Source organism: Streptomyces sp. NPDC101160 (assembly GCF_044768205.1).
Lineage (GTDB): Bacteria > Actinomycetota > Actinomycetes > Streptomycetales > Streptomycetaceae > Streptomyces.
In genome coordinates this window covers 290,508-303,385 of the sequence record NZ_JBIWPJ010000011.1, presented here as the reverse complement: position 1 = coordinate 303,385, position 12,878 = coordinate 290,508, and the positions used below count along the sequence as shown (strand labels likewise).

Here is a 12,878-nt window from a genome sequence, read left to right as displayed (position 1 = left end):
GTGTGCCGCGGTCAGCGGCCGGTCTTCGGGGCCTTCCAGCGGGCGATGCCGCGGGCCACCAGGTTGAGGATCATGACGAAGGCGATCAGGACGAGCGCGGCGGCCCAGGCACGGGCCACGGCGGCGTCGGTGCCGACCGCGTACTGCTCGTACACGTAGAGCGGCAGCGAGGACTGGGCGCCTTCGAAGGGGTTCGGGTTGATGAGCTTCGTACCGAACACGAGGAGGAGGACGGGGGCCGTCTCACCGGTGATACGGGCGACCGCGAGCATGACGCCCGTGGTGATGCCGCCGATCGCGGTGGGCAGGACCACCTTCAGGATCGTGCGCCACTTGGGGATGCCGAGGGCCAGGGAGGCCTCGCGCAGCTCGTTCGGGACGAGCTTCAGCATCTCCTCGGTGGAGCGGACCACGACCGGCATCATCAGGATCGCGAGGGCCATCGAGCCGGCGAAACCGGAGGGGCCGAAGCCCAGGATCAGGTTCCAGGTGGCGAGGATGAAGAGGCCCGCGACGATCGACGGGATGCCCGTCATGACGTCGACGAAGAAGGTGACGGCCTTGGCGAGCTTTCCGCTGCCGTACTCGACCAGGTAGACCGCGGTGAGCAGACCGATCGGCGCGGCGATCAGGGTCGCGATGCCGACCTGCTCGATGGTGCCGAGCAGCGCGTGGTAGACGCCGCCGCCGGCCTCGGCGTCGAGGACGCCGTTCATGGAGTGGCTGAGGAAGTACGGGTCGAGGACCTCGAGGCCCTTGCTGACGGTCACCCAGCCGAGGGACAGCAGCGGCACGACGGCCAGGACGAAGCAGACCCAGACGAGGCTGGTGGCGACGCGGTCCTTGGCCTGCCGGACGCCCTCGACCTTGGCGGTGGCGGCGAAGGTGGCGAGGACGAAGAGCAGCGCGGAGACCAGGCCCCACTGGACCTTGCTGTGCCAGCCGGCGGCGAGGCCGAGGCCGCAGCCCGCGGCGATGGAGCCGGCCGCGACGGCGGCGGGCGTCCAGCGCGGGAGCCGGGCGTGGGAGAGGGAGCGGCGCGGGGAGACGGCCACCGGACGGTCCTGTATGGCGTGGCTCATGCGTTCGCCCCCGAGTACTCCTTGCGGCGCGCGATGATCATGCGGGCGGCGCCGTTGACCAGCAGGGTGATGACGAAGAGGACGAGACCCGAGGCGATCAGGGCGTCCCGGCCGAACTCGTTGGCCTCGTTGAACTTCGCGGCGATGTTCTGGGCGAAGGTGCCGCCGCCCGGGTCGAGCAGGTGGCCCGAGAGCACGAAGCTCGGGGAGAGGACCACGGCGACGGCCATGGTCTCGCCGAGGGCGCGGCCGAGGCCGAGCATCGAGGCGGAGATGATGCCGGAGCGGCCGAAGGGCAGCACCGACATGCGGATGACCTCCCAGCGCGTGGCGCCGAGGGCGAGCGCGGCCTCCTCGTGCATCCGCGGCACCTGGAGGAAGACCTCGCGGGTCACGTTGGTGATGATCGGGAGGATCATGATCGCCAGCAGGATGCCGACGGTGAAGATGTTGCGGGCGACGCCGTCGCTGGACTTGTCGAAGATGTACGTCCAGCCCAGGTACTGGTCGAGCCACTTGTTGAGGCCGTCCAGGTACGGGACGAGGAAGATCGCGCCCCACAGGCCGTAGATGATGCTGGGCACGGCGGCGAGCAGGTCGACCACGTACGCGAGCGGCTTGGCCAGCTTGCGCGGGGCGTAGTGCGAGATGAACAGCGCGATGCCGATGGCGACGGGCACGGCGATGGCCATGGCGATGACCGAGGAGACGATCGTGCCGAAGGCGAGGACGGCGATGCCGAAGACGGGCGGGTTGCCGGCCGGGTTCCACTCGAACGTGGTGAAGAAGTTGGTGCTGTCGTTCGAGATCGCGTTGATCGCGCGGTAGGTGAGGAAGACCGCGATCGCGGCCATGATCACGAGGAGGGTGATGCCGGAGCCGCGGGACAGACCGCTGAAGATGCGGTCCCCGGCGCGGGTCGCGCTCTTGGCGCGCCGGCTCCTCTGTATCTCTGGTGTCGAAGTAGCCATCTGTGTTTCTCCGGTCTGCGGAGCCGGTACGAGCACGGGGCTCTGCTACTGGCTCCTGGCGGCGGTGCACCGGATGCCGGGGGCGGCCCCTCCACGGGAGGTGAGGGGCCGCCCCCGGCCGGGGGTCAGGACAGGGTCGGGACGATCGCGCGCACCTTGGCGGCGATCTCGGCCGGGAGCGGGGCGTAGCCGGCGTCGGAGAGGACCTTCTGGCCCTCCTCGCTGGCGGTGTAGTTGAGGAACGCCTTCACGGTCGGCAGGGTCTCGGCCTTGTTGCCCTTGTCGCAGGCGATCTCGTACGTGACCAGGGTGATCGGGTAGGCGCCCTCGGCCTTGGTCGTGTAGTCGAGGGAGAGGGCCAGGTCGGAGCCGGTGCCCTTGACCTTGGCGGCGGCGATGGCCTTGGAGGCGTTCTCCGTGGTGGCCGCGACCGGGGCGGAGGCGCCGGTGTTGATGGAGACCGTGCTGATCTTGTTGGCGGTCGCGTACGAGAGCTCGAAGTAGCCGATGGAGCCCTCGGCGTCCTTGACCGCGGTGGCGACACCGGAGGAGCCGTTGGCGGCCTGGCCACCCGGGGCGGGCCACGACTTGGTCTTCGGGTCGTACTTCCAGTCGGCCGGGGCCGTGGCGGAGAGGTACTTGCCCAGGTTCTGGGTGGTGCCCGACTCGTCCGAGCGGTGGAAGGCCTGGATGGTGGAGCCGGGGAGCTTGGCGCCCGGGTTCAGCTTGGCGATCGCCGGGTCGTTCCACTTGGTGATCTTCGTGTCGAAGATCTTCGCCAGGGTGGGGGCGTCCAGGACCAGGTTGTCCACGCCGTCCAGCTTGTAGCCGATGGCGATGGGGCCGCCGACCATCGGGAGGTTGATGCCCTTGCCGCCGGCGCAGACCTTCTGAGAGGCCGCGACCTCTTCGTCCTTCAGGGCGGAGTCGGAGCCGGCCAGGGCGACCTGGCCCTGGTTGAACTTGGTGATGCCACCGCCGGAGCCGATGGCCTGGTAGTTCACCTCGACGCCCGAGCAGGCGGCCTGGAAGTTCTTGACCCACAGGTCCATCGCGTTCTTCTGCGCGGAGGAGCCGGCGGCGAGCAGCTGGCCCTTGGCGCCGTCGCACTTGATGTTCGACGCCGCGGCGGAGGTCTTGCCGCCGTCCTTGGTGGGCTCGTTGTTGTTGTCCGAACCACACGCCGAGAGGACGAGCGCGCCGGAGACGACGAGGGCACCGATCGCGGAGGCGCGAAGCCCGTTCTTCGAAAGCTTCACTTTCGGGTGTTCCTTCCAGAAGCCGCCATGTCGTGGACCTTGGTGTCCTGAACGTTTCTACGGCGGCGCGTGTCGGGGTGTCCGGTGCGGTACCGAGCGGTGCACCGTGTACGGCCGAAATTAGGCAGATCAGGTGAAGCCGTCGACGGAGGAGAGTGAACGGGAAGTGAACCGTGCCGGAAGGTGAGGTGCGGTCGCCTCGATCCAGGACCGCTGTGCCGTGCGTGCCCTTCTGGTGGTACGTCTCGTTGTGCCGGTAACAACTACGGTGCAGGGGGCGACGTGATCGATACGCGTGATCCGCAACAGCCGTCCAGGACGTTCTCGCGCTGCTATGTCGCCCCCCGGCTCCGGGCGTGGCTCGACGCAGGCGGCACGGTGGACGGCTGGTTGCGCGGACGGGTGCCCTTGATCTCGTACGCGCGCATTTCTGCCGACAGGCTGGACGGCGGCTCCGTCGGCGTCACCCGCCAGCATCGGAGTAACACCAGGAGCGCGGAGGCGTCGGGCTGCGCGGTGGTTCTGCATTACGAGGACAACAACCTGACGGCGGCAAAGGAGACGGTGGTACGGCCGGCGTTCCGACGCATGTGCCAGGACATCACTCACGGTCATGAAGCGGAGACGGGGATCCCTGTCCGAGGATGTATCAGTGTCGAGCGCGAGAGGGTCTACCGCCTTCCCCATGACTTCGTCGCCTTTCAGGACGCTCTGGTCATGGCTGGTGACGGAGTCTTCATCGAGGGGACCACGCTGCTGGATCTTGCGCAGCTCAGTGGTCCTGCCACGGAGGCAGCCGAGGTGGAGAGAGTGCGGACCCGTACGGCCAGGAGCCGGGCCGACCGGGCGGAGGAAGGACGCATCTATGCGGGTCCGCGTCGGTTCGGGTGGCTGGGAGCTTCCGAGGACCCTTACAGACGCGGCAACACGCGAAGGAATGACCTGGAGTGGCCGCATCTGGTGGCCATGATCAAGGCTCGTGCAGCCGGCAGGTCATGGCGGTGGATCGCCGGTGAGCTGAATCGGCAGGGGGTCAGGACCGCGAGGGGCGGCCGCTGGTCCGAGCAGGGTGTGAAGGGGCTGGTCGCCAACCCGGCGTGGTGGGGCGGGCGCATCCTCGACGGCGTGCTCGTCAGGGACCCCGCGACCGGTGAACCGGTGGTCGGGGAGTGGGACCACGCCGACGTAGCACGGGACGGTGTCGGCCACGAGACGTGGCGGACCATCATGAGCGGGGTGAAGGCGGCGCGCCTGCACCGCGGAATGATCCCGAGCGAGGCGTCACACCGCTCCGCACTGGCGACGACGCCGCGGACGTACCTGTTCTCCGGCGTGCTCAGATGCGGGCGGCTCAACGATCTCGGGGAGATCTGCCGCTCCAGGCTCTGCGGCAACCGGGCGACGGGGAGAAACGCCAAGTACGGCGACTACTACCGTTGCGGGGATCCCAATTGCCGGGGCGTCGGCCGCCGGGTGGCCCCCGTGGACGAGTTTCTGGAACGACTGGTCCTCGACCACCTCGATGAGAACTGCGCGGGCGGCACGGCCGAGCCGGTCACCTGGCGCGGCGAGAGGAAGCTGGCCGAACTGCGCGCGACGAGACACGGGATCGAGGCGTCGCTGGCTGCGGGAGAGGCGGCATGGAGCGACGTCCAGGACCTGCTCGCGCGAGTCAACCGGAACATCGGCAGCCTGGAGGCGGAGCGCCAGGAGCACCTGGAGGCGCGGTCCTACGCGAACCTTCTCCGTGGATGGCGTCGCGAGACCTGGGGCCGACTGTCGTCCCGGGACAAGCGTGAGGTAATCGCGAGGGTGCTCGCGTCGGTGCTCGTCCTCCCGGTGCCGACGGGCATCAGCGACAAGGCCCCTTTCGATCCGGCCCTGCTCATCCCCACGTGGCGCGGCGAGACGCCTGTCCGGCCTTCCATGCCATAAGCAGGGCGTCGACCAGCTCCTTGTCCCTGTCCTGAGTAAGGAGGGCCCGCGCGCCCTCCGGCGAGGCCCACCGGAGGCGTGTGACTTCGCGGTTCGGCTCGAACGAGCCGCTGGTAGCCTCGGCAGCCCAGTAGCGGACCTCCTTGGCACGGCCCTGGACTTGATAGCTCACAGTGGGCAGCTCGATGCCCAGAGCGCATGCCATGCCGGTTTCCTCCCTCACTTCTCGGACCGCTGCCGCCTGTGCGTTCTCCCCCTGCTTGAGCTTGCCCTTCGGGTGGGACCAGTCGGCCCACTTCGGACGGAAGATCACGGCGATCTCGACGCCCTCGCCCCGCGCGGCCGGGCGCCACAGGACGGCGCCCGCCGCGAGGACGGGCTCGGGTGAGGTCACGGGACCGGGGCCGTCGTGCGGGACCAGGCGCGCTGGAAGGCGAAGCGGGCGGCTTCGACGTCGTGGCGCTGGTCGGCGTGGAGGACGCCGAGGGCGTAGGCGGTGGCCGGGGCGATCCGCGGGGTGCGGGCGGCCGCGGCGGCCGCGGCGGCGGCCTCGGCGGCGTCGCGGTGCCGGTCGAGGGCGCGGGCGGCCTCGTACAGGACCGGGTCCGGGTCGGCGCCGCCGTACAGCACCTCGCCCGCGTACCGGTGCAGCCGCAGCAGGCCGCGGGTCTGGTGCCAGGGCGTGTCCTGGGACTCGCCGGCGGTGAGCGCGAGGGCGTCGGCGTTGTACGGGTGGGCCGCCCGGGTCAGCGGCAGCGCGGCGACCGCGTCGCGCAGCCGGCGTTCGACGGCCGCGGCCGGGGCGTCCAGGACGTCGACGGCGCGGGCGGCGGCGGCCGGGCCGAGCGGCACGTCGGAGGCGAGCAGCGCGACGGAGTCGGCGACGGCGTGGAAGCGGGAGGAGCCGAGCGCCTGGAGTGCGGCGGAGTGCGCCCGCGTACGGGCCAGGGTGAGCTGGCGTTCGAGCAGGGCGCCGGCCCGGGCGGCGCCGACGGTGAGGCCCCGGCTGGTCTCCGTACCGCGGGCGGCGGGCACCGGTCCCTGCGCGCCGCCGCTCGACAGCCGGGACAGCGCGTCCACCAGGCGGACGAGCCGGGAGGTGCAGGCGTGCTCCAGGGCGAGCGTGCCGGAGAGCCAGGCCAGCTCGGTGCGGAGCTGGTCGGCCCAGACGGGGTCGAGCAGCGGCCGGAAGGTGTGCAGGGTGCCGCTGATCCGGCGGGCGGCCGCCCGCAGGGTGCGGGCGGCGGCCTCGGAGCCCGTCGTGTCGGCGCCGCTCTCGGTGTGCAGCCGCAGGCCGCGGAGGAAGTCCGCGGCCCGGGCGTGCAGATAGGGGGCGACGACCTCGCCCGCGGTGACGGCCGAGGGCGAGGTCGAGGGCGCGGCCGTGGTCACGGTCGAGGTGGCGGTCGTGGTCATGGTCGAGGGCGCGGTCGTGGTCATGGTCGAGGTGGCGGTCGAGGGCGCGGTCGTGGTCACGGTCGAGGTGGCGTCCGCGTTCGCGTCCGCGGCCGTTGTCGGGACGCCTGCCGGGGTGCCCGCAGGGCCGCCCGCAGCTCGCCGGCGTGCGGAACCGCCCGCCAGCCGGCCCGCCGGGCCGTCTACGGGCTCGCCCGCGGAACCGCCCGTCGGCCGGCCCGCCGGGGCGCCCGCGGATCCGGCAGCCGGGGGCTCCGCGGACCCGTCTCCCGTCGTGGTGACGGTCGCGTGCGGGCGGTTCGCGTCCGGGCGGGGGGCGTCGGACGTCGTGACGTCGTGGTCAGGGTTGTGCACGCCGGCGCCTCCGCGCGTCGATGAGCATCTCCTGGACGTGCCGGAGCGGCTGGCCCTCGGGGTCGGTCGCGTGCCGCGTCCAGTTCCCGTCCGGGCCGAGGTGCCAGGAGGAGGTGGTGTCGGACATCCCGGTCTCCAGGAGCCGTGTGAGGGCGGCCCGGTGGGCGGGATCGGTGACCCGGACCAGGGCCTCGATGCGGCGGTCCAGGTTGCGGTGCATCATGTCGGCGCTGCCGATCCACACCTCCGGCTCGCCGCCGTTGCAGAAGGCGAAGATCCGGGAGTGCTCCAGGAAGCGGCCGAGGACGGAGCGGACCCGGATGTTCTCCGACAGGCCCTCGACGCCGGGGCGCACGGCGCAGATGCCGCGGACCCAGATGTCGACCGGCACACCGGCCTGCGAGGCCCGGTAGCAGGCGTCGATGACGGCCTCGTCGACCATCGAGTTGACCTTGATCTTCACGTACGCGGGCCGGCCGGCGCGGTGGTGCGCGATCTCCTTGTTGATGCGGGAGACCAGGCCGTCGCGCAGCGACTTCGGCGCGGTGAGCAGGCGCCGGTAGGTCTCGCGGCGCGAGTAGCCGGACAGCCGGTTGAACAGGTCGGAGAGGTCCGCACCGACCTGCGGGTCGGCGGTGAGCAGGCCGAGGTCCTCGTAGAGCCGGGCCGTCTTCGGGTGGTAGTTGCCGGTGCCGACGTGGCTGTAGCGGCGCAGCGTCTCGCCCTCCTGCCGCACCACCAGCGACAGCTTGCAGTGGGTCTTGAGCCCGACGAGGCCGTAGACGACGTGGCAGCCGGACTCCTCCAGCTTCCGCGCCCACTTGATGTTGGCCTGCTCGTCGAAGCGGGCCTTGATCTCGACGAGGACGAGGACCTGCTTGCCGGACTCGGCGGCGTCGATGAGCGCGTCGACTATCGGCGAGTCGCCGGAGGTCCGGTACAGCGTCTGCTTGATCGCGAGGACGTCCGGGTCGGCCGCCGCCTGCTCCAGGAACGCCTGCACGGACGTGGAGAACGAGTCGTACGGGTGGTGGAGGAGCACGTCGCGCTCGCGCACCGCCGCGAAGATGTCGGGCGCGGACGCCGACTCGACCTCGGCGAGGTCGCGGTGGGTGCCGGCGACGAACTTCGGGAACTTCAGCTCCTGCCGGTCGAGCGAGGCGATGCCGAAGAGGCCGGTGAGGTCGAGCGGGCCGGGCAGCGGGTAGACCTCGGAGTCGGAGACCTTCAGCTCGCGGACCAGCAGGTCGAGCACGTACGGGTCGATCGACTCCTCGACCTCCAGGCGCACCGGCGGGCCGAAGCGGCGCCGCATGAGCTCCTTCTCCAGGGCCTGGAGCAGGTTCTCGGTGTCGTCCTCCTCGACCTCCAGGTCCTCGTTCCGCGTCACCCGGAACATGTGGTGCGCGAGCACCTCCATCCCCGGGAACAGCTCCTCCAGGTGTGCCGCGATGACGTCCTCGAGCGGGACGTAGCGCTCCGGCGACGCCTCCAGGAAGCGGGACAGCAGGGGCGGGACCTTCACGCGCGCGAAGTGGCGGTGGCCGCTGACCGGGTTGCGGACGACGACCGCGAGGTTGAGCGAGAGGCCCGAGATGTACGGGAAGGGGTGCGCCGGGTCCACGGCCAGCGGCGTGAGCACCGGGAAGATCTGCTGGCGGAAGAGGGTGAAGAGGCGCGCCTGCTCCTTCTCCGTGAGCTCCGGCCAGCGGATCAGGTGGATGCCCTCGTCGGCGAGCGCCGGAGCCACGTCCTGCTGGAAGCAGGCGGCGTGCCGCGCCATCAGCTCGCGCGAGCGCGTCCAGATCAGGTCGAGCACCTCGCGGGGCTGGAGTCCGGACGCGGAACGGGTGGCCACACCGGTGGCGATGCGGCGCTTGAGGCCGGCCACGCGCACCATGAAGAACTCGTCCAGGTTCGAGGCGAAGATCGCGAGGAAGTTCGCCCGTTCGAGGAGGGGGGTCGTCGGGTCCTCGGCGAGTTCGAGCACTCGCTCGTTGAACGCCAGCCAGCTGCGCTCCCGGTCCAGGAACCGCCCCTGCGGCAGTTCGCTCGCGCCGCCGTCCCCTTCCTCGTACGCGTCGAGATCGGCGTCCAGATCGGGCGCGAGCTCGCTGCCGGCCGCGCCGTTCACGGCGTGCGGCCGGTGTGTGGCTATGGAGCCCAGCGAAGGCTGGGCGTCGGTCGACTTCTTCGCGCTCTTTGCGGAGGCGTTCTTCTTGGGCTGGACCGGGACCTCGGCGGGCTGCTGGCTCATGGCCCCATTCTTCCGCGCGAAGGTCAGGTCGGGCGCGTCGGAGCGGGCCGTGGGCGAGGGAAGCCTCCCTTTGGGGAGGGCCCTGGTGGGGGCGGGCACGGAGCGCTTCATTGCGTGAGCGTCGCAAGCGCGTCTGAATGGTCGGTAACGAGGACGTGACGTGAGGGAATCGGGGGCGGATCAAGGGCGGGGTCGCAACGGGCCCCGCCCGTGCTCGTCCGCCCCGTCTCGTGCCCGTCCGCTCCGTCTCGTGCTCGTCCGGCCCGCCCGTGCCCGTCCGCCCCGTCCCGTGCTCGTCCGCCCCGCCCGTGCGCCACGTACGCCATCCGCTCCCGCGCCGGCGTCGTGATCGCGCCCTCCGTCGGCCGCAGCAGCCCCGCCGCCGGCGCGAGCAGTGTGGACTTGCCCGCGCCGTTGGGGCCGACCAGCGCGCAGACGCGGCCTGCGGGGAGGGTGAAGGTGCAGTCGCGCAGGGCCCAGGGGCGGGCGTGCTGGAAAGAAGGGGGCGGTGTCAACCGCCCCCTTCGATCAGCTAGTTCGCGTTCAGGCTCGCGCTCGCGTCCGTGTTCTCGTTCACGACTCCGCGCGGTACATCAGGTCCACCTCGTGTGTACGGAAGCCCAGTCGCTCGTACACCGTCACCGCCGCCGTGTTGTCCGCGTCCACGTACAGCATCGCCGTCGGCAGCCCCTCGCCCGCCAGGTGCAGCAGGCCCGTCGCGGTGAGCGCCTTGCCGAGGCCGCCGCCCTGGGCCTCCGGCAGCACGCCGACCACGTACACCTCGCCGAGCTGTTCCTCGGCGTGCACCTTCGTCCAGTGGAATCCGACGAGCCGGCCCTCCTGCTCCGCGAGGAAGAAGCCCTTCGGGTCGAACCACGGCTCCGCCATCCGGTCGTCCAGGTCCCGCTGGGTGATCGAGCCCTGCTCCGGGTGGTGGGCGAACGCGGTCGCGTTCACGGCGAGCCAGGCCGTGTCGTCCTGGCCGGGTACGAAGGTGCGGACGGTGACGCCCGCCGGCAGGACCGGCTCAGGGATGTCGAGGGGCACCAAGGACCGGCGCAGCTGGCGCAGTTCGCGGAACAGGGTCAGGCCGAGCACCTGGGCCAGGTGCCGGGCGGCCGGCTTGCCGCCGTGCGCCCACACCCGCAGCCGCTTGCCGGTCGCGTCGAGCAGCGCCGTGCCGAGCGCCCGCCCGTGCCCGCGGCCACGGTGCCCCGGGTGCACGACCAGCTCGGCGGCGGGGGCCTCGACCGGGTCGGTCTCCTCCAGCTGGGCGTAACCGTAGAGGTTCGAGCCGACGGTCAGGAGGAAGTGGCGGACGCCCTCCCGCTTGCCGTGGCGCAGGTAGAGCCGCCCCTGCTCGGACACGGCGTGCACGCCGTCTGCCCGGTCGGCAGCCGCGAGCAGGTCGAGGACGTCCGTCACCTGTTCGGGGCTCAGCTCGTCGTAGGTGTGGATCTGCCGACCGGGTTCGAGGGCCGGCGCCGTGTCAGAAGTCATGGCTATGAGCCTACGGCGGGCGTGTCCCGCCCCGTGGGAGATCAAACCGACACTGTCAGATGGCCGGGGCCGCCGAGCCGGTGGGCGGGCCGCCGCGGGCAGGTGGCGGGGCCGCGGGCGGGGCGACGGACGGCCGGGCGCAACCACCTCGTGACCATTTACCCCTGTTGCGCTACGCGCGTTGACTCTAGGCTGCGCGGGCAGGACCGGAGTCGTTCAGGGAACTGGGGAGAGATGGCAGCGACGCGGAAGAACAACAAGGCGGGGCGGCGGATACTCGCCCTCGGGGCGGGGCTCGCCACCGTCGGCGCGCTGGTCGCGGCGATGCCGGCCGGTGCCTCGCAGGACAGCGGGGCCGACGCCGCCGCGTACGGGGGCACCAACGGCAAGGGCTGGGGGCGGATGGTCGACGTCCAGCTGCTCTCCTTCAACGACCTGCACGGCAACCTGGAGCCGCCGGCCGGTTCGTCCGGCCAGGTCACCCGGGTGAAGCCGGACGGCACCACCGAGAAGATCGACGCGGGCGGTGTCGAGTACCTGGCGACGCACCTGCGCCAGGCCCGTCAGGGGAATCGTTACTCCATCACGGCCGCCGCCGGTGACCTGATCGGCGCCTCGCCGCTGCTCTCCGGTCTCTTCCACGACGAGCCGACCATCCAGGCGATGAACGACCTGGACCTGGACGTCACCTCGGTCGGCAACCACGAGTTCGACGAGGGCGCCCTCGAGCTGGCCCGGATGCAGAACGGCGGCTGTCACCCGACCGCCGGCTGCTACGTGGACGGCAAGGAGTTCAAGGGCGCCGACTTCCCGTACCTCGCGGCCAACGTGACGGACGAGAAGACCGGCAAGCCGATCCTCGACCCGACCTTCGTCTGGGAGAAGGACGGCGTCCGCATCGGCTTCATCGGCGTGACCCTGAAGGGCACCCCGAACGTCGTCACCGCCGAGGGCGTCAAGGGCCTGAAGTTCGGCGACGAGGTCGAGACGATCAACAAGTACACGAAGATCCTGGAGCGGCAGGGCGTCAAGTCCATCGTCGCCCTGATCCACGAGGGCGGCATGCCGGCCTCGTCCGCGTACAACTACAACTGCGACGGTGACGGCGACGGTGAGGGCGAGGGCGTCTCCGGCGCGATCGTCGACATCGCCAAGAACATCGACCCCCAGGTCGACGCGCTGGTCACCGGCCACACCCACCAGGCGTACGTGTGCACCATCCCCGACCCGGCGGGCCGGCCGCGCCTGGTCACCTCGGCGTCCTCGTTCGGCAAGCTCTACACGGACACCACGCTGACGTACGACCGCCGCACGAAGGACATCGTCCGCACCGCGGTCGCCTCGGCGAACCACGTCGTCAGCCGTGACGTCCCGAAGGCCGAGGACATCACCCAGCTCATCGCCGAGTGGAAGCAGCTCGCGGCCCCGGTCGCCAACCGGCCGCAGGGCTACATCGCCGCCGACATCAACGGCCGCGGCTCCACGGCGTACGAGAAGCCCCTCGGCGACCTGATCGCCGACGCCCAGCTGGAGGGCCTCGCCCCGGCCGACAAGGGCGGCGCGCAGCTGGCCCTGATGAACCCGGGCGGCATCCGCGCCGACCTCGTCTACAAGCAGTCCGGCGCCGAGGGCGACGGCGTGGTGACCTACGGCGAGTCCTTCACCGTGCAGCCGTTCACCAACATGATGAACGTGGTCGACCTGTCCGGCGCCAACCTGATCGCGGCGCTCAAGCAGCAGGTCAGCGGATCGAACCTGAACGCGGTGAAGATCCTCCAGGTGTCGAAGGGCCTCACCTACACGCTGGACATGACGAAGTCGGGCGCGGACCGCGTCGTCGACGGCACCATCAAGCTGAACGGCGAGCCGATCGACCCGGCGAAGAGCTACCGCGTCGCGATGAACGAGTTCCTCGCGGGCGGCGGCGACGGCTTCGCGGCCCTCGCCACCGGCACCCACAAGCTGGTCGGCGCCTCCGACCTGGACGTCTTCAACGCCTACCTGTCCGCGCACTCCTCGGCGGCGGCGCCGCTGCAGGTGCCGGCGGCGGACCGGATCACGGTCAAGCAGTAGTCGCTCGGACGGGACGGACAGGACAGACAGG

Annotated in this window: 9 protein-coding genes and 1 pseudogene; 2 read left to right on the top strand and 8 right to left on the bottom strand. The window is 71.0% G+C overall.

From position 1 onward, the window contains the following. Nucleotides 1-11 precede the first annotated feature (11 nt). The 3 genes from pstA to pstS all read right to left on the bottom strand — a co-directional run bounded on the left by pstA (nt 12) and on the right by pstS (nt 3,312). On the bottom strand, nt 12-1,082 hold the full coding sequence (gene pstA, locus ACIRSU_RS32775; RefSeq protein ID WP_403800005.1) for a phosphate ABC transporter permease PstA: 1,071 nt from the start codon (nt 1,080-1,082) through the stop codon (nt 12-14). Beyond that, entirely contained in the window at nt 1,079-2,053 is a 975-nt protein-coding gene (gene pstC / locus ACIRSU_RS32770) for a phosphate ABC transporter permease subunit PstC (protein WP_403800004.1), read from the bottom strand. Before pstC ends, pstA begins: the two co-directional genes overlap by 4 nt. 125 nt (nt 2,054-2,178) lie before the next feature. Continuing rightward, complete coding sequence (gene pstS / locus ACIRSU_RS32765; protein ID WP_403800001.1) at nt 2,179-3,312, bottom strand: phosphate ABC transporter substrate-binding protein PstS; 1,134 nt, start codon at nt 3,310-3,312, stop codon at nt 2,179-2,181. A 282-nt stretch (nt 3,313-3,594) separates the two neighbouring features. On the opposite strand from pstS, the gene ACIRSU_RS32760 reads away from it, so the two are divergent. Further along, a complete protein-coding gene (locus ACIRSU_RS32760) occupies nt 3,595-5,247 on the top strand; it encodes a recombinase family protein (protein WP_403799998.1) in 1,653 nt (550 codons plus the stop codon). On the opposite strand, the gene ACIRSU_RS32755 is transcribed toward ACIRSU_RS32760, so the two are convergent. The 5 genes and pseudogenes from ACIRSU_RS32755 to mshD all read right to left on the bottom strand — a co-directional run bounded on the left by ACIRSU_RS32755 (nt 5,198) and on the right by mshD (nt 10,774). Next, nucleotides 5,198-5,641, bottom strand: a complete 444-nt coding sequence (locus ACIRSU_RS32755) for an NUDIX hydrolase (protein WP_403799996.1) — start codon at nt 5,639-5,641, stop codon at nt 5,198-5,200. The genes ACIRSU_RS32760 and ACIRSU_RS32755 overlap by 50 nt on opposite strands. Next, the gene (locus ACIRSU_RS32750) at nt 5,638-6,663 is read right to left on the bottom strand and encodes a CHAD domain-containing protein (RefSeq protein ID WP_403800109.1); all 1,026 of its coding nucleotides are present in this window, start codon (nt 6,661-6,663) and stop codon (nt 5,638-5,640) included. Before ACIRSU_RS32750 ends, ACIRSU_RS32755 begins: the two co-directional genes overlap by 4 nt. Nucleotides 6,664-7,003: 340 nt before the next feature. Continuing rightward, nucleotides 7,004-9,274, bottom strand: coding sequence for an RNA degradosome polyphosphate kinase (locus tag ACIRSU_RS32745; RefSeq protein WP_403799994.1), 2,271 nt, complete (start codon nt 9,272-9,274; stop codon nt 7,004-7,006). Nucleotides 9,275-9,576: 302 nt separating this feature from the next. Next, nucleotides 9,577-9,789 (bottom strand): annotated as a pseudogene (locus tag ACIRSU_RS32740) (ATP-binding cassette domain-containing protein); the annotation flags it as partial. 58 nt (nt 9,790-9,847) lie between these two features. Continuing rightward, nucleotides 9,848-10,774, bottom strand: a complete 927-nt coding sequence (mshD, locus tag ACIRSU_RS32735) for a mycothiol synthase (RefSeq protein WP_403799991.1) — start codon at nt 10,772-10,774, stop codon at nt 9,848-9,850. 234 nt (nt 10,775-11,008) lie between these two features. Between mshD and ACIRSU_RS32730 the strand changes: the two genes are divergently transcribed. Beyond that, nucleotides 11,009-12,847, top strand: coding sequence for a bifunctional metallophosphatase/5'-nucleotidase (locus ACIRSU_RS32730; RefSeq protein WP_403799990.1), 1,839 nt, complete (start codon nt 11,009-11,011; stop codon nt 12,845-12,847). Nucleotides 12,848-12,878: the final 31 nt, after the last annotated feature.